The sequence below is a fragment of the Streptomyces sp. NPDC002386 genome, from assembly GCF_053593175.1.
Genome location: NZ_JBSFBX010000014.1, coordinates 188,901 through 203,646, shown reverse-complemented (window position 1 = coordinate 203,646; position 14,746 = coordinate 188,901). Strand labels below are relative to the sequence as shown.

Here is a 14,746-nt window from a genome sequence, read left to right as displayed (position 1 = left end):
CGGGAGGACACCCGTGAATCGACCACGTGTCGTGATCGTCGGCGCCGGCTTCGCCGGGTACCGGACTGCCCGCACCCTCGCCCGGATCACCCGCGGCCGTGCCCGCATCACCCTGCTCAACCCGACCGACTACTTCCTGTACCTGCCGCTGCTGCCCCAGGTGGCCGCCGGGATCCTGGAGGCCCGCCGGGTCACCGTCTCGCTGCCCGGCACCCTGCGCGGGGTGCGGCTGGTGCTCGGGGAGGCCACCGGCGTCGACCTCGACCGGCGCACCGTGCACTACCGGGACCCCGAGGACGGCGCCGGGACCCTCGGCTACGACCGGCTGGTACTGGCCGTGGGCAGCGTCAACAAACTGCTGCCGATCCCCGGTGTCGCCGAGCACGCGCACGGCTTCCGCGGGCTGCCCGAGGCGCTGTACCTGCGCGACCACGTCACCCGGCAGGTGGAACTCGCCGTGACGGAGCACGACCCGGAGGTCCGCGCGGCCCGGTGCACCTTCGTCGTGGTCGGTGCCGGTTACACCGGCACCGAGGTGGCCGCGCAGATGCGGATGCTCACCGATCACCTGGCCGGCCGCGACCTGCCCGGGGTGGCACGGCCCCGCTGGATCCTGCTGGACACCGCGCCCCGCGTGCTGCCGGAGATGGACGAGCGACTCTCCCGCACCGCCGCGCGGGTGCTGCGGGCGCGCGGCGTCGACGTGCGCACGGGCACCTCCGTGAAGGAGGCCACCCATGACGGGGTACTCCTGACCGACGGAGACTTCGTGGCGTCGCGGACTCTGGTCTGGTGCGTCGGCGTCCGGCCGGATCCGCTGATCGACGCCGTCGGCCAGCCGCTGGAGCGGGGCCGGCTCATCGTCGATCCGTATCTCCATGTGCCGGGCCGCACCGAGGTGTTCGCCTGCGGGGACGCGGCGGCCGTGCCGGACCTGGAGCGCCCCGGCGAGTTCACCGCGATGACCGCCCAGCACGCCTGGCGGCAGGGCAGGGTGGCCGGTGAGAACGTGGCCTCCTCGCTCGGCCTCGGCCGGCGTCGGCGCGCCTACCGCCACCGCGACCTGGGTTTCGCCGTGGACCTCGGCGGGGTGCAGGCCGCCGCCAACCCGTTCGGCGTCCCGCTGTCCGGCCCGCCGGCGGGCGCGGTCACCCGCGGATACCACCTGGCCGCCCTGCCCGGCAACCGGCTGCGCGTGGCCGCCGACTGGCTGCTGGACGCCGTACTTCCCCGCCAGGGTGTGCAGTTGGGCCTCGTACGGTCCTGGTCGGTTCCGCTGGACACGGCATCCCCCGAGCTGGCGCGGGTACCCGGCGGCCCCGGACGGCCGGGTGAGGGCGCGCACGACGGTGACGGCGGCGGGATCGCCGCGAGCCGGCCCGCGGACGCGCCCGCGGCGGACCGGCCCGCACCCGCACCGCCCACCGAGCATCCCGCCCCCGGCCCGGTCCGGCGCACCGGCCCCGCGGATCCCGCGGGCCGCCCGGACCCACCCGAACCAGCAGAAGGAGATACATGAACACCGCCGAACTCGCCGAACTCGGGCAGCAGTTGCGCGTGGACAGCGTGCGGGCCGCCGCCGCGGCGGGCTCCGGGCATCCCACCTCGTCGATGTCCGCCGCCGACCTCATGGCCGTCCTGCTCGCCAACCACCTTCGCTACGACTTCGAGCGCCCCGGTCACCCTGCCAACGACCGCTTCGTGCTCTCCAAGGGCCATGCCTCGCCGCTGCTGTACTCCGCGTACAAGGCGGCCGGCGCCGTCGAGGACGGCGAGCTGCTGACCTTCCGCAAGCTCGGCAGCCGCCTCGAGGGGCACCCCACGCCGCGCCGGCTGCCGTGGGTGGAGACCGCCACCGGCTCGCTCGGCCAGGGTCTGCCGGTCGGCGTGGGCATCGCGCTCGCCGGGCAGCGCCTGGACCGCACCGGTTTCCGCGTCTGGGTGCTGTGCGGGGACAGCGAACTGGCCGAGGGCTCCGTCTGGGAGGCGGCCGAGCAGGCCGCGTACGAGAACCTGGACAACCTCGTCGCCATCGTGGACGTCAACCGGCTGGGCCAGCGGGGCCCGACCCGGCACGGCCACGACCTGGGCGCCTACGCCCGCCGCTTCCAGGCCTTCGGCTGGCACACCGTCGAGATCGACGGCCATGACGTCGACGCGATCGACCGGGCGTACGGCGAGGCCCTGTCGACGACCGGACAGCCCACGGTGATCCTCGCCCGCACCCTCAAGGGCAAGGGCGTCGCCTCCGTCGAGGACCGCGAGGGCCTGCACGGCAAGCCGCTGCCGGAGGCCGAGGAGGCCATCGCCGAGCTGGGCGGACCGCGCGAGCTGCACGTCCGGGTCAGCGAGCCGGCCGCCGCGGCGACGCTCCGCTCCCTCAACACCGAGGTGGTCCGGCTGCCGCGGTTCGACAAGGGCGAGGAAGTGGCCACCCGGGACGCCTTCGGCAAGGCCCTCGCCGCGCTCGGCACCGCCCGGGGCGACGTCGTCGCGCTGGACGGCGAGGTCGGCGACTCCACCCGCACCGAGGTCTTCGCCAAGGAGCACCCCGACCGCTTCTTCGAGTGCTACATCGCCGAACAGCAGCTCGTCGCCACAGCCGTCGGCATGGCGGCCCGCGGCTGGGTGCCGTACGCGTCGACGTTCGCGGCGTTCCTCACCCGCGCCCACGACTTCGTCCGCATGGCCTCCATCAGCGGCAGCGGGATCAACCTGGTCGGCTCGCACGCCGGCGTGGCGATCGGGCAGGACGGGCCCTCGCAGATGGGCCTGGAGGACCTGGCGATGTTCCGGTCCGTGTACGGCTCGACCGTGCTGTACCCGTGCGACGCCAACCAGACGGCCAGGCTGATCGCCGCCATGGCCGGCCTCGACGGCGTCCGCTACCTGCGCACCTCGCGCGGCAAGAGCCCGGTGATCTACGGTCCCGAAGAGGAGTTCCCGGTCGGCGGGAGCAAGGTGCTGCGCTCCGGTGAGCGGGACCGGCTGACCGTCGTCGCGGCCGGTGTCACCGTCCACGAGGCCCTGGCGGCCGCCGACCGGCTCGCGCAGGACGGCATCCAGGTCCGGGTGATCGACCTGTACTCGGTCAAGCCCGTCGACAGCGAGACCCTGCGCCGGGCCGGCGAGGAGACCGGCTGCCTGCTCACCGTCGAGGACCACCACGAGGAGGGCGGCCTCGGCGACGCCGTCGCCGAGGCGTTCGCCGACGGCCGCCCCGTGCCCCGCCTCGTCCGGCTCGCGGTGCGCACGATGCCGGGCTCGGCCGCGCCCGACGAGCAGCTCCACGCCGCCGGCATCGACGCCGCGGGCATCGCCGCCGCCGCGAAGCTGCTGGTCGAGGAGGCGGTCGTGGGATGAGCGACGACGGTGCGCGGACGATACGGGCGGGCCGCCGCTCGGTGCGCGTCCAGCGGCCCGGGAAGGTCCTCCTCCCGGGCGGCGCCGAGGGGTGCACGAAGGGCGATCTCGCCGACTACCACCGGTCCGTCGCGCCGTATCTGCTGCCGCACCTGCGGGGCCGTCCGCTGATGCTGGAACGGTATCCGGACGGCCTCGACGGCCCCCGCTTCATGCAGAAGAACACCCCGGACCACTACCCGGACTGGATCACCCGGGCCGAGGTCGCCAAGGAGGGCGGCACGGTGACGCACGTCGTGTGCGACGACACCGCCACCCTGGTGTACCTCGCCGACCAGGCCTGTCTCACCCTGCACCGCTGGCTCTCCCGCACCGACCGGGCCGCCGGCCCGGACCACCCCGACCGGCTGGTCTTCGACCTCGACCCCGCGCCGGCGCCCGACGGGTCCGCCGGGACCCCGGAGGAGACCTTCGCCCCCGTCCGCGAGGCGGCCGGCATACTGCGCGAGCTGCTGGACGAGCTGGGCCTGCCCGCGGCTCCGATGACGACGGGCTCCCGCGGTCTGCACCTCGTCGTCCCGCTGGACGGCCGTCACGGCTTCGACGAGGTGCACCGGTTCGCCCGTGACGTGGCCGAGTTCGCCGAGGCCGCGCATCCCGACCGGCTGACCACCGCCGCCCGAAGACGCGACCGCGGCGACCGCCTCTACCTCGACGTGCAGCGCAACGCCTACGCGCAGACGGTCGTGGCCCCGTACACGATCCGCGCTCTGCCCGGCGCGCCCGTCGCGGTGCCCCTAAGCTGGGAACAGGTGGCCGATCCAGGCGTCCACGCCCGCCGCTGGACCATCGCCGACGCCGCCGACCAGGCCCGCACCGACCCGTGGGCCGCACTGCCGGGCCGGGGGCGCGCCCTCGGGCCCGCCCAGCGCCGCCTCGCGGGACTGAAGGGCTGACGACGGCCGGCCGTGGCCGGTCCGAGCCCGCTTTCACCGCCTGTGACCTGCTCCTTAGCGAACCCGTACCCCCGGAATGTTTGGCCAAGGGATGAGCGGCCACACGCAGGGGAGAGGTGGCCATGACGAACACAAAGAACACGCAGCAGTCACAGGATTCACAGGAAAAGCAGAACTCGTCCCAGGCGGACGACGACGCGCCGCAGAGCGCGGCCACCGGCCGGCGGCCGCGCCCCATGGAAGTACTGCGCCAGGCGCGCGCCCAGCTCGCCGAGCTGACCGGGCTCCAGCCGGAGTCGGTGTCCTCCTTCGAGCAGACCGAGAGCGGATGGTCGATCGACGTGGAGGTCCTCGAGCTCGAAAGGGTCCCGGACACCATGAGCCTGATGGCGAGTTACCAGGTGGAGCTGGACGAGGAGGGGCAGCTGACCGGCTATCGCCGCGTCCGCCGTTACGAACGCGGACGTTCGGACGCGCGAGGCCGCTAGCCCCTTGTCCCTCGTGCCCGGCATACCACCGGCGCGCATCACCTGTCCGATCACCGAGAAGGAGGAATGGCCGGCATGACCGTAGTACCGGCACAACAGAGCGGCGGCGGAGGCGGCAGCAGCGGCCTCTACGACGTACTGGAACTGGTTCTGGACAGGGGGCTCGTGATCGACGCGTTCGTCCGTGTCTCCCTGGTCGGCATCGAGATCCTGAAGATCGACGTCCGCGTCGTCGTGGCCAGCGTCGACACGTATCTGCGCTTCGCCGAGGCGTGCAACCGCCTCGACCTGGAATCGGGCCCCAAGAAGAGCCCCGGCCTGCCCGAGATCGTCGGCGAGGTCACCGAGTCCGGTGCCCGTGGCAAGAGCAAGGGCGCGCTGTCGGGCGCCGCGGAGACCATATCCGGCGCCTTCCAGCAGGCCCGTGACGAGGGGCAGGAAGAGCGGCGGGAGTCCCGGCCGCGTGCCCGCAAGACCGCGGCCCGGCGTAAGGAGGAGTCGGAGTGAGCACCTACGTCTACGGCATCACCGCCCGCTCGCACCCGGCACTTCCCGACGGCATGTCCGGGGTCGGCGAGCCGCCGATGCCGGTGCGCGTGCTGACGGCCGGCGACCTCGCGGCCGTGGTCAGCGACGCGCCCGAGGGGCTGCGGCCCAAGCGCCGGGACCTGCTCGCGCACCAGAACGTGCTGGCGGAGACCGGCGCGGCCGGCTGCATCCTGCCGATGCGCTTCGGCAGCGTCGCCACCGACGACGACTCCGTCACCCAGGTTCTCGGCGAGCGTGCACAGCACTACCAGGAGCGGCTGCGGGAGCTGGACGGCAAGGTCGAGTACAACGTCAAGGCCACCCATGTCGAAGAGGCCGTGCTGCACCGCGTGATGGCCGAGAACGCCGAGGTGCGTTCCCTGGCCGAGGCCAACCGGCAGTCCGGCGGCGGAAGTTACGACGACAAGATCCGCCTCGGCGAGATGGTCGCGTCCGCCGTCAAGGCCAAGGAGGCCGAGGACGCGGCCGAGGTGCGCGGCGAGCTCGAAGCGGCCGGTTCCGCGCTGAGCGTCGGCCCCGAGTCGACCGGCTGGCTGGTCAACCTGTCGTTCCTGGTGGCCCGGGACACCGCCGAGGAGTTCCTGGCGGCGGTCGAGCGGGTCCGCACCAGCCACCCCCATCTCGATGTGCGGGTCAACGGGCCGCTCCCGCCGTACAGCTTCGTGGAGCCCGGCCCCGCCGAGCCCGCGGACAGCACGGCCGGCGCCGACGCCGGAGCGCAGTAACAGCGGGCGGCCCGGACGGAAGGAGGGACGACCGTGGGACTGATCAGCGAGGTGCTGCTGCTGCCGTTCGCACCGGTGCGCGGCGCCGGATGGGCGATCGAGCAGGTGTACCGCGAGGCGGAGCGCATCTACTACGACCCCGCCACCGTACGGGCCGAACTCGCGCGCCTCGAAGAGGAGTTGGAGGCGGGCGAGATCAGCGAGGAGGAGTTCGACCGCCGCGAGGACGAACTGCTCGACCGGCTGGAGACCGCCATGCGCTCCGGCGAAACCACTGGCAACGGGACAACGCGATGAATCGAATGGGACTCGGCCTCGCGATAGGGGCCGGCTACCTCCTGGGACGTACCAAGAAGCTCAAACTGGCCCTTGGGGTCGGCTCCCTGGTGGCCGGCAAGAAGCTGAACCTCACTCCGCGGGCCTTGGCGGATCTGCTCGGTCAGCAGCTCCGCGACAACCCGCAGTTCAAGGAGATCGGGGACCAGCTCCGCCAGGATCTGCGCGGTGTCGGCAAGGCCGCCACCGGGGCCATGGCCGAGCGTCAGATGAGCGCGCTGGCCGACCGCCTGCACGGCCGCACCAACGCGGTGCGCGACCAGCTCTCCGGCGTGGTGCCCGACACCGGGTCCGAGCCCGAGGAGCCGGAGGAGGACGAGGACGAGGACGAGGGAGCCCAGGAGGACTCCGCGGAGCAGGAGGACGAACAGCCCCGCCGCGAGGCCCCCGCCAAGAAGGCGCCCGCGAAGAAGGCGCCCGCGAAGAAGGCCGCCGCGAAGAAGGCGCCCGCGAAGAAGGCGCCCGCCAAGAAGGCCGCGGCGAAGAGCACGGGCGGCCGGCCGGCCGCCAAGAAGGCTGGAGCGGCCGCGAAGAAGACGGCCGCGGCCGGCGGCAGCCGCAGCAGCGGCCGGCGGCAGTCGAAGGGCGGCGATGACCGATGACCGAGAACGTCGGATCCGCGACGTCAGCCGCCGGCAAGGCCGCGGGCGGAGCGGCCACGAGCAACCCGTTGAGCGATCTGGCGCACAGCGAGGCGGCGGACCGGCTCAAGGCCGAGGCGCAGGACTACCTGGCCGCCCAGGCCGAGAAGTTGCTTTCCGGCTTCGGCCGCAAACTCGGCCAGGCCACGGGCAAGCTCAGCGACATCGCCGAGGGCAACAGCCCGGGCTTCGGCAAGCTCGCCCTGGACGCGGGCCGCAAGGTCGCCGAGGGCAAGGGCCCGCTGCGCTCCGCTCTGGAACTCGGGGTCTCGCACGCCAAGGACACCGTCATGGGCAAGCTGAAGGGACTCGGGGGCGGCGGCAAGCGCAAGAAGGGCGGGGGCAACAAGCCCACCGTCATCGTGGAGTCCGTCGACGTCGGTGTGCCGGTGCGCACCGCCTACGACCAGTGGACCCAGTACCAGGACTTCAGCACCTTCGCCAAGGGCGTGAAGAGCGCGAGCCGCGCCGACGACACGAACTCCGACTGGCAGGCCAAGATCTTCTGGTCCAGCCGGAGCTGGAAGGCCCACACGGTCGAGCAGATCCCCGACTACAAGATCCAGTGGCAGTCTGAGGGCGCCAAGGGCACCACGAAGGGCGTCGTCACCTTCCACCGGCTCGACGAGAACCTGACCCGCATCCTGCTGGTCATGGAGTACTACCCGAGCGGCCTCTTCGAGAAGACGGGCAACATCTGGCGCGCCCAGGGCCGCCGGGTCCGGCTCGACTTCAAGAACTTCGCCCGCTTCATCACGCTCAAGGGCGAGGCGGAGGACAGCTGGCGCGGGGAGATCCGCGACGGCGAGGTCGTCCGCAGCCACGAGGACGCGATGGCCGAGGAGGAGGAGTCCGAGCAGGAGGAGCCCGAGGAGGGCGAGGAGCCCGAAGAGGAAGAGGGCGAGGAGTCCGAGGAGCCCGAAGAGGGCGAGGAAGAGGCCGAGGAGGACGAGGAGGGCGAGGAGCCCGCGGCCGAGTACGAGGACGAGGAAGAGGGCCCCGAGGACGAGTACGAGGAGAAGCCCGAGGAAGAGGAGGAGTACGAGGACGTGGAGGAGGGCCCCGAGGACGAGTACGAGGAGGAGCCTGAGGAGGAGGAGTACGAGGAGGAGCCCGAAGAGGAGCCCGAGTACTCCGGAGGCAGGAGCCGTCGATGACGACTGCCAGCCGGTTCCCCGAGCCATACGGCCAGAGTGGCGGCGGGGCCAACCTCGCCGACATTCTGGAACGGGTGCTCGACAAGGGTGTCGTCATCGCCGGCGACATCAAGATCAACCTGCTCGACATCGAACTCCTCACCATCAAGCTCCGGCTCGTCGTAGCCTCGGTGGACAAGGCCAAGGAAATGGGCATCGACTGGTGGGAGACCGACCCCGCGCTGTCCTCCCGCGCCCGCCAGAACGAGCTGGCCAAGGAGAACGCCGAGCTCAGGGAGCGGCTGGAGCGGCTCCAGGAACTGGCACCCGGAAGCGTGCCGACGGAGGAAGAGGCCCCATGAGCGCACTGCGCTACGTCTACGCCGTCTGCCGCCCGCTCGACGCGCCCCTGCAGGCCGAACTGACCGGCATCGGGGGCGCCCCGCCGGCGCTGCTGCACCACCACGGGCTGGTCGCGGTCGTCAGCTCGGTGCCGGAGGCGGACTTCGGCGAGCAGGGGCTGCGGGCCCGTCTCGAGGACCTGGACTGGCTGAGCGCCACCGCCCGCGCCCACCAGGGCGTGATCGCGGCGCTCAGCACGGTCACCACCCCGCTGCCGCTGCGCCTCGCGACCGTCTTCCGGGACGACAGCGGCATCCGGGCGATGATCGAGGCCCGCGAGGACGACTTCCGGCGCGCCCTGGAGCGGCTCGATGGCCGCGTGGAGTGGGGCGTGAAGGTGTTCGTGGAGTCCGAGCCGGCCGAGCCGGCCGCCGCGCGGGCGGCGAAACCGGCCAGCGGCCGTGACTATCTGCGCAGCCGCCGGCGGCACAGCGAGGCGCACGAGGAGAGGTGGCAGCGGGCGGAGTCGTTCGCCCGGTCGCTGCACGAGCGGCTCAGCCGGCACGCCGAGGACGTCCGGACGCATCCCGCGCAGAACGCCGCGCTGTCCGGGGCCTCGGGACAGAACGTGCTCAACGCGGCCTATCTGGTGCCGCGTGCGGACTGCGAGGAGTTCGTGGAACTGGTGGACCGTACGAAGGACGAGACACCCGGTATCCGGGTGGAACTCACCGGTCCCTGGGCCGCCTACTCCTTCAGTGGGGAGGAAGCGTGACCGTCGTCGAGCGGCGTGAGATCGCACTCGTGGACCTGCTGGACCGGCTGCTGGCCGGCGGGGTCGTCATCACCGGGGACCTGACGCTGCGCATCGCGGACGTCGACCTCGTCCGCATCGATCTCAACGCGCTGATCAGCTCCGTGAACGAGTCGGTGCCCTCACCCTTCGAGGAGTTGCTGTGACCGCCCCCGCCCGCAAGCGGCTCGACCTGGAGCCCGACACGGTCGAACGCGACCTGGTCAAGCTGGTGCTGACCGTGGTGGAACTGCTGCGCCAGCTCATGGAACGGCAGGCGGTGCGCCGCTTCGACACCGGTGAGCTGACCGAGGACCAGGAGGAGCGGATCGGGCTCACCCTGATGCTCCTGGAGGAGCGGATGGCCGAACTCCGGGACCGCTACGGGCTGCGGCCCGAGGACCTGAACCTGGACCTGGGGCCGCTGGGACCGCTGCTGCCCCGGCAGTGAGCCTGACGAGCCGGACGGCCCCGGGGTTCTCCCGGGGCCTCGGTCATGCCGCCTTGCGGCACAGGATCTCGCCGTGCAGGACGCCGAACCAGGCGTCCTCCCGCCGGCCCCAGTCCCGCCAGGCCGCCGCCGCGGCCCGCAGCCGCTCGGGCGTGGCGTGCCCGCCCCGCACGGCCAGGTCCGCGTAGTCCGACTCCACCGTGCGGTCGGCCCACAGCCCGCTCCACCAGGCCCGCTCCTCGGGGGTGGCGAACGTCCAGGTGCTCGACGTCGCGGTGACGTCCGTCAGCCCGGCCGCCAGCGCCCAGGCCCGCAGCCGCCTGCCGGCGTCCGGCTCGCCGCCGTTGGCCCGGGCGACCGCCTCGTACAGGTCCAGCCAGTCGTCCAGGCCCGGCAGCGCTGGGTACCAGGTCATCGCCGCGTAGTCCGCGTCGCGCACCGCAATGTACCCGCCGGGCCTGGTCACCCGGTGCATCTCGCGCAGCGCCGCCACCGGGTCGCCCACGTGCTGGAGCACCTGGTGGGCGTGGACCACGCAGAACGTGTCGTCGGGGAAGTCCAGGGCGTGCACGTCGGCGACCGTGAAGTCCACGTTGCCGAGGCCGCGCGCCTCGGCGGTCGCCCGCGCCCGGTCCAGGATCGCGGGGGCCCGGTCGGCGCCGGTGACGCGGCCCTCGGGGACCAGAGCGGCCAGGTCGGCGGTGATGGTGCCGGGGCCGCAGCCGACGTCCAGGATCCGCATGTGGGGTTTCAGCACGCCGAGGAGGTAGGCCGCGGAGTTGGCGGCGGTCCGCCAGGTGTGCGACCGCAGCACCGACTCGTGGTGCCCGTGCGTGTAGACGGCGGTCTCCTGCGCTTCCGGCATGGCTGTGCCCCTTCGCCCTGGTCGACGGTCATCGGCGGCGGAGCCCTGTGACCCCGTCGCGCGGTACGCCGAACGGTACGCGCCCGTGCCGAATGATGAGATCTACGTTTCATCATGTGGACGAGCGCGTCGCGGGCGTGAGGCGCCGAAGAGGAGCGGGAAGCAGGTGGTCAGGACAGCGGCCGGTACACCGTCAGCGCCTCGGGCAGCTTCTCCACCAGCACGTCCCCGCCCACCTCGATCACCTCGCCGTCGTACGCCAGGGGCGTCCCGGGGGCGAGACCGGTCAGCCGCAGCCGGTTCACCTGGACCGCCGCGTGGGCCGGGGACCGGGTGAGCGGGCCGGCCGCGGCGGCCGCCATCAGACGCAGCGCCGGCCTGCGGGTGCCGTGCACCACCCGCACGTCCAGCAGCCCGTCCGCCAGGTCGGTCCGGCGTCCGGGCGCGAGACCCATCCGGTGGTAGACGCCGTTGCCCACGAACAGCAGCCACAGGGGGTGGCGCCTGCCGCGCAGTTCCACCGTCAGCGGGTGCCGGTCGGCGCGCAGCACCTTCATCGCGCCGAGCATCCCGGCCGGCCAGCCGCCGATCCGGGACGACCAGCGCTCCCGCTCGCGCACCAGCTCCGGATAGACACCCAGGCTGAAGGTGTTCAGGAAGAGCCCCTCGTGATCGCCCGCCACGAACCGGCCGGCGTCCACCCGGACCGCCTCGCCCGCCCGGACGGCGTCGGCCAGCGTCCGCTCGTCCTCCACGCCCAGGTCGTAGGCGAAGTGGTTGAGGGTGCCCCCGGGCAGCACCGCCAGCGGCAGACCGCGCCGCAGGGCCACCCCGGCCGCCGTGTTCACCGTCCCGTCGCCCCCGCATACCCCGAGCACCCGCGCCCGCGCGGCGGCCTTCTCCAGCTCCGCCTTCACGTCCTCCGGCGCGCACTCCACGATCTCCGCCCCGGGCAGCGCCTCGTGCAGCACCCGGACCCGGTCGGAGGTCCCCGAGGCGCGGTTGGCGACGAGCACCAGGCCTTCGCCGTCGGCCAGCGCCGGCGCCTCGGTCCGGGGCCGCGGCGGCGGCGCGACCTGGGTCCGGGTCGGGACCAGGCCCCGTACGGCCAGCGCGGCGCCCGCGCCCAGCGCCGCCCCCGCCAGCACGTCACTGGGATAGTGCACGCCCGTGTAGACGCGCGACATGGCCACGGAGAACGCCAGCGGGGCCACCGCCGCACCCCACCGCGGCGACTCCAGGGCGACCCCGGTGGCGAAGGCCGCGGCCGAGGCGGCGTGGCCGGACGGGAAGGAGGTGGTGATCGGCTGCCGCTTCAGCTGCCGCGACCGCGGCACCGAGTCCAGCACCGGCCGGGCGCGGCGCACCGACCGCTTGCCGAGGGTGTTGATGGCCAGCGAGGCCACGCTCAGCGAGGCCACACCCCGAGTGGCGGCCCGTCGGGCCCGCGGCGACCGGCTCGCCGCGATCGCGGCGGCCGCCGCGAACCACAGCACCCCGTGGTTGGCGCTCCGGCTGAGCCGGGGCAGCACCCGCTCGGCGCCCGGCCAGTGCCGGCTGGCCGCCGACTCGAACAGCCGGCAGTCGTACTCGAGCAGCTTGGACAGGGTGCGGAGGCGGGGCCTCGGGACAGTGAGGTCGACATCTGGGCTCATACGGGTCCGGTTACCCTGAAGTGCCCGCTTCTTGTGCCCGGACACGCCGGTCACCGGCCCGCTTTCACCGGTCCGCCCGACGGGCGCGTGAGGAGACACACCGGATGCGCCTGCTCCTGGTCCGCCACGGCCAGACCCCGTCCAACGTGGACCGGCTGCTGGACACCGCAATACCAGGCCCGGGGCTCACACCGCTCGGCGAGCGGCAGGCCGCCGAACTGCCCCGGGCGCTCGCGGACGAGGACATCGAGGCCGTCTACGTCTCCACCCTGCTGCGCACCCGGCTCACCGCCGCCCCGCTGGCCGCCGCCCGGGGCCTGGAGCCGATCGTCCGGGACGGCATCCGCGAGGTGACCGCGGGCGATCTTGAGATGCTGCCCGGCGGCTCCCCGGAGGGCAGTCTCTACCTGCGCACGGTGTTCGCCTGGGCCGCCGGGGACACCGCGCCGCGCATCCCCGGCGGGGAGAACGGCGAGGAGACCCTCGCCCGGTACGACGCGGTGGTCGCCGAGGCCGCCGCGAGCGGCGCCGGGACCGTCGCCATGGTCAGCCACGGCGCCGCGATCCGCCTGTGGACCGCGGCCCGGGCCGGCAACGTCGACGTCGCGTTCGCCGCGGCCCGCCCCCTGCGCAACACCGGCGTCGTCGTCCTGGAGGGATCGCCGTCCGACGGGTGGAAGGCCCTGGCCTGGGAGGGCGCGGCGGTGGAGCCGGCGGACGAGAGCGGCCCGGCGGGGGAACCGGTGGACGCCGGATAACGGTTTGCCCCTGCGCCGGGGCGGCCCACAGAATGCCTCCTCATGGGACATCTGGAAGCCGCGCACCTCGAGTACCACCTCCCCGACGGGAGGACGCTGCTCGGCGATGTCTCCTTCCGGGTCGGCGAGGGCGCGGCCGTCGCCCTGGTGGGCCCCAACGGCGCCGGCAAGACGACCCTGCTCCGGCTGATCTCCGGCGAGCTGAAGCCGCACGGCGGCACGGTGACCGTCAGCGGCGGTCTCGGCGTGATGCGCCAGTTCGTGGGCTCCGTACGGGACGAGACGACCGTCCGCGACCTGCTCGTCTCCGTCGCCCCGCCCCGTCTCCGCGAGGCGGCGCGGGCCGTGGACCGGGCCGAGCACGCCATCATGACCGTCGACGACGAGGCCGCCCAGCTCGGCTACGCACAGGCCCTGGCCGACTGGGCCGAGGTACGCGGCTACGAGGCCGAGACCCTGTGGGACATGTGCACCACCGCGGCCCTCGGCATGCCGTACGAGCGGGCCCAGTGGCGGCAGGTGCGCACCCTCTCCGGCGGCGAGCAGAAACGCCTCGTCCTGGAGGCGCTGCTGCGCGGCACCGACGAGGTGCTGCTGCTCGACGAGCCGGACAACTACCTCGACGTGCCCGGCAAGCGCTGGCTGGAGGAGCAGCTGCGGGAGACCCGCAAGACGGTGCTGTTCGTCTCCCACGACCGCGAACTCCTCGCCCGCGCCGCGGAGCGCATCGTCTCCGTGGAACCGGGCCCCGCCGGCGCCGACGCCTGGGTGCACGGCGCCGGCTTCGCCACCTACCACGAGGCACGCCGCGAGCGCTTCGCCCGTTTCGAGGAGCTGCGCCGTCGCTGGGACGAGAAGCACGCCCAGCTCAAGAAGCTCGTGATCAACCTCCGCCAGGCCGCGTCCGTCAGCCACGAGATGGCCTCCCGCTACCAGGCCGCCCAGACCAGGCTGCGCAAGTTCGAGGAGGTCGGACCGCCCCCGGAGCCGCCGCGCGAGCAGGACATCAGGATGCGTCTCAAGGGCGGCCGTACCGGGGTGCGCGCCGTCACCTGCGCGGGTCTCGAGCTGACCGGCCTGATGAAGCCGTTCGACCTCGAGGTCTTCTACGGCGAACGGGTCGCCGTGCTCGGCTCCAACGGTTCCGGCAAGTCGCACTTCCTGCGGCTCCTGGCCGGTCAGGAGGTGGCGCACACGGGCGAGTGGAAGCTCGGCGCGCGGGTCGTACCCGGCCACTTCGCGCAGACCCACGCCCACCCCGAACTGGCGGGGCGCACCCTGCTGGACATCCTGTGGAAGGAGCACGCCCAGGACCGGGGCGCGGCCATGTCCCGGCTGCGCCGCTACGAGCTGACCGGCCAGGCGGAGCAGTCGTTCGACCGGCTCTCCGGCGGCCAGCAGGCACGCTTCCAGATCCTGCTGCTGGAACTGGAGGGTGTCACCGCCCTGCTGCTCGACGAGCCCACCGACAACCTCGACCTGGAGTCCGCCGAGGCGCTCCAGGAGGGCCTGGAGGCCTTCGACGGCACCGTCCTCGCGGTCACCCACGACCGCTGGTTCGCCCGCTCCTTCGACCGGTTCCTGGTGTTCGGCAGCGACGGCCGCGTCCGCGAGACCCCCGAGCCGGTCTGGGACGAGCGCCGGGTGGAACGCGCCCGCTAGGGGGCGTCTCCCCGATCCTCGCGGGT

17 protein-coding genes are annotated in these 14,746 nt (G+C 73.2%); 15 read left to right on the top strand and 2 right to left on the bottom strand.

Features of this window, described 5'->3' with window-relative positions; translation table 11 throughout:
* Positions 1-13: 13 nt before the first annotated feature.
* From ACWCPN_RS26785 to ACWCPN_RS26725, 13 genes are all read left to right on the top strand, one after another.
* The gene (locus ACWCPN_RS26785; protein ID WP_451210942.1) at positions 14-1,519 is read left to right on the top strand and encodes an NAD(P)/FAD-dependent oxidoreductase; all 1,506 of its coding nucleotides are present in this window, start codon (positions 14-16) and stop codon (positions 1,517-1,519) included.
* Positions 1,516-3,363, top strand: a complete 1,848-nt coding sequence (locus tag ACWCPN_RS26780; protein WP_451210938.1) for a transketolase — start codon at positions 1,516-1,518, stop codon at positions 3,361-3,363. The genes ACWCPN_RS26785 and ACWCPN_RS26780 overlap by 4 nt, the downstream gene beginning before the upstream one ends.
* The gene (ligD, locus tag ACWCPN_RS26775) at positions 3,360-4,319 is read left to right on the top strand and encodes a non-homologous end-joining DNA ligase (protein ID WP_451210936.1); all 960 of its coding nucleotides are present in this window, start codon (positions 3,360-3,362) and stop codon (positions 4,317-4,319) included. The genes ACWCPN_RS26780 and ligD overlap by 4 nt, the downstream gene beginning before the upstream one ends.
* Before the next feature lie 122 nt (positions 4,320-4,441).
* Complete coding sequence (locus tag ACWCPN_RS26770) at positions 4,442-4,807, top strand: gas vesicle protein GvpO (RefSeq protein WP_451210933.1); 366 nt, start codon at positions 4,442-4,444, stop codon at positions 4,805-4,807.
* Positions 4,808-4,882: 75 nt separating this feature from the next.
* Entirely contained in the window at positions 4,883-5,314 is a 432-nt protein-coding gene (locus ACWCPN_RS26765) for a gas vesicle structural protein GvpA (protein WP_451210931.1), read from the top strand.
* A complete protein-coding gene (locus ACWCPN_RS26760; RefSeq protein WP_451210928.1) occupies positions 5,311-6,081 on the top strand; it encodes a GvpL/GvpF family gas vesicle protein in 771 nt (256 codons plus the stop codon). The genes ACWCPN_RS26765 and ACWCPN_RS26760 overlap by 4 nt, the downstream gene beginning before the upstream one ends.
* 33 nt (positions 6,082-6,114) lie before the next feature.
* The gene (locus ACWCPN_RS26755; protein ID WP_451210926.1) at positions 6,115-6,378 is read left to right on the top strand and encodes a gas vesicle protein GvpG; all 264 of its coding nucleotides are present in this window, start codon (positions 6,115-6,117) and stop codon (positions 6,376-6,378) included.
* Positions 6,375-7,019: a DNA primase gene (locus tag ACWCPN_RS26750; protein WP_451210923.1), complete on the top strand. Its 645-nt coding sequence runs from the start codon at positions 6,375-6,377 to the stop codon at positions 7,017-7,019. Before ACWCPN_RS26755 ends, ACWCPN_RS26750 begins: the two co-directional genes overlap by 4 nt.
* The gene (locus ACWCPN_RS26745; RefSeq protein ID WP_451210921.1) at positions 7,016-8,215 is read left to right on the top strand and encodes an SRPBCC family protein; all 1,200 of its coding nucleotides are present in this window, start codon (positions 7,016-7,018) and stop codon (positions 8,213-8,215) included. Before ACWCPN_RS26750 ends, ACWCPN_RS26745 begins: the two co-directional genes overlap by 4 nt.
* Positions 8,212-8,556 carry a gas vesicle protein gene (locus ACWCPN_RS26740; protein WP_199212706.1) on the top strand — a complete coding sequence of 115 codons (345 nt, stop codon included), beginning with the start codon at positions 8,212-8,214 and terminating at the stop codon, positions 8,554-8,556. The genes ACWCPN_RS26745 and ACWCPN_RS26740 overlap by 4 nt, the downstream gene beginning before the upstream one ends.
* The gene (locus tag ACWCPN_RS26735) at positions 8,553-9,311 is read left to right on the top strand and encodes a GvpL/GvpF family gas vesicle protein (protein ID WP_451210917.1); all 759 of its coding nucleotides are present in this window, start codon (positions 8,553-8,555) and stop codon (positions 9,309-9,311) included. The genes ACWCPN_RS26740 and ACWCPN_RS26735 overlap by 4 nt, the downstream gene beginning before the upstream one ends.
* Positions 9,308-9,496: a gas vesicle protein gene (locus ACWCPN_RS26730; RefSeq protein WP_365123909.1), complete on the top strand. Its 189-nt coding sequence runs from the start codon at positions 9,308-9,310 to the stop codon at positions 9,494-9,496. Before ACWCPN_RS26735 ends, ACWCPN_RS26730 begins: the two co-directional genes overlap by 4 nt.
* Positions 9,493-9,780: a gas vesicle protein K gene (locus ACWCPN_RS26725; RefSeq protein WP_199212708.1), complete on the top strand. Its 288-nt coding sequence runs from the start codon at positions 9,493-9,495 to the stop codon at positions 9,778-9,780. The genes ACWCPN_RS26730 and ACWCPN_RS26725 overlap by 4 nt, the downstream gene beginning before the upstream one ends.
* Before the next feature lie 43 nt (positions 9,781-9,823).
* Here ACWCPN_RS26725 and ACWCPN_RS26720 read toward each other — a convergent pair whose 3' ends face one another.
* Complete coding sequence (locus tag ACWCPN_RS26720) at positions 9,824-10,645, bottom strand: methyltransferase domain-containing protein (RefSeq protein WP_451210913.1); 822 nt, start codon at positions 10,643-10,645, stop codon at positions 9,824-9,826.
* Between the two features lie 170 nt (positions 10,646-10,815).
* Entirely contained in the window at positions 10,816-12,300 is a 1,485-nt protein-coding gene (locus ACWCPN_RS26715; RefSeq protein ID WP_451210910.1) for a phosphatase PAP2 family protein, read from the bottom strand.
* 104 nt (positions 12,301-12,404) lie between these two features.
* On the opposite strand from ACWCPN_RS26715, the gene ACWCPN_RS26710 reads away from it, so the two are divergent.
* Both ACWCPN_RS26710 and ACWCPN_RS26705 read left to right on the top strand, forming a co-directional pair.
* Positions 12,405-13,058, top strand: coding sequence for a histidine phosphatase family protein (locus ACWCPN_RS26710; protein ID WP_451210907.1), 654 nt, complete (start codon positions 12,405-12,407; stop codon positions 13,056-13,058).
* A 42-nt stretch (positions 13,059-13,100) separates the two neighbouring features.
* Complete coding sequence (locus tag ACWCPN_RS26705; RefSeq protein WP_451210904.1) at positions 13,101-14,720, top strand: ABC-F family ATP-binding cassette domain-containing protein; 1,620 nt, start codon at positions 13,101-13,103, stop codon at positions 14,718-14,720.
* Positions 14,721-14,746 lie beyond the last annotated feature (26 nt).

Excerpts from the sequence above, each read along its gene's own strand:
- ACWCPN_RS26745 (WP_451210921.1), top strand. The coding sequence starts at position 7,016 with ATGACCGAGAACGTCGGATCCGCGACGTCAGCCGCCGGCAAGGCCGCG.
- ACWCPN_RS26750 (WP_451210923.1), top strand. The coding sequence starts at position 6,375 with ATGAATCGAATGGGACTCGGCCTCGCGATAGGGGCCGGCTACCTCCTG.
- ACWCPN_RS26735 (WP_451210917.1), top strand. The coding sequence starts at position 8,553 with ATGAGCGCACTGCGCTACGTCTACGCCGTCTGCCGCCCGCTCGACGCG.
- ACWCPN_RS26705 (WP_451210904.1), top strand. The coding sequence starts at position 13,101 with ATGGGACATCTGGAAGCCGCGCACCTCGAGTACCACCTCCCCGACGGG.
- ACWCPN_RS26740 (WP_199212706.1), top strand. The coding sequence starts at position 8,212 with ATGACGACTGCCAGCCGGTTCCCCGAGCCATACGGCCAGAGTGGCGGC.
- ACWCPN_RS26770 (WP_451210933.1), top strand. The coding sequence starts at position 4,442 with ATGACGAACACAAAGAACACGCAGCAGTCACAGGATTCACAGGAAAAG.
- ACWCPN_RS26765 (WP_451210931.1), top strand. The coding sequence starts at position 4,883 with ATGACCGTAGTACCGGCACAACAGAGCGGCGGCGGAGGCGGCAGCAGC.
- ACWCPN_RS26780 (WP_451210938.1), top strand. The coding sequence starts at position 1,516 with ATGAACACCGCCGAACTCGCCGAACTCGGGCAGCAGTTGCGCGTGGAC.
- ACWCPN_RS26715 (WP_451210910.1), bottom strand. The coding sequence starts at position 12,300 with ATGAGCCCAGATGTCGACCTCACTGTCCCGAGGCCCCGCCTCCGCACC.
- ACWCPN_RS26710 (WP_451210907.1), top strand. The coding sequence starts at position 12,405 with ATGCGCCTGCTCCTGGTCCGCCACGGCCAGACCCCGTCCAACGTGGAC.
- ACWCPN_RS26720 (WP_451210913.1), bottom strand. The coding sequence starts at position 10,645 with ATGCCGGAAGCGCAGGAGACCGCCGTCTACACGCACGGGCACCACGAG.
- ligD (WP_451210936.1), top strand. The coding sequence starts at position 3,360 with ATGAGCGACGACGGTGCGCGGACGATACGGGCGGGCCGCCGCTCGGTG.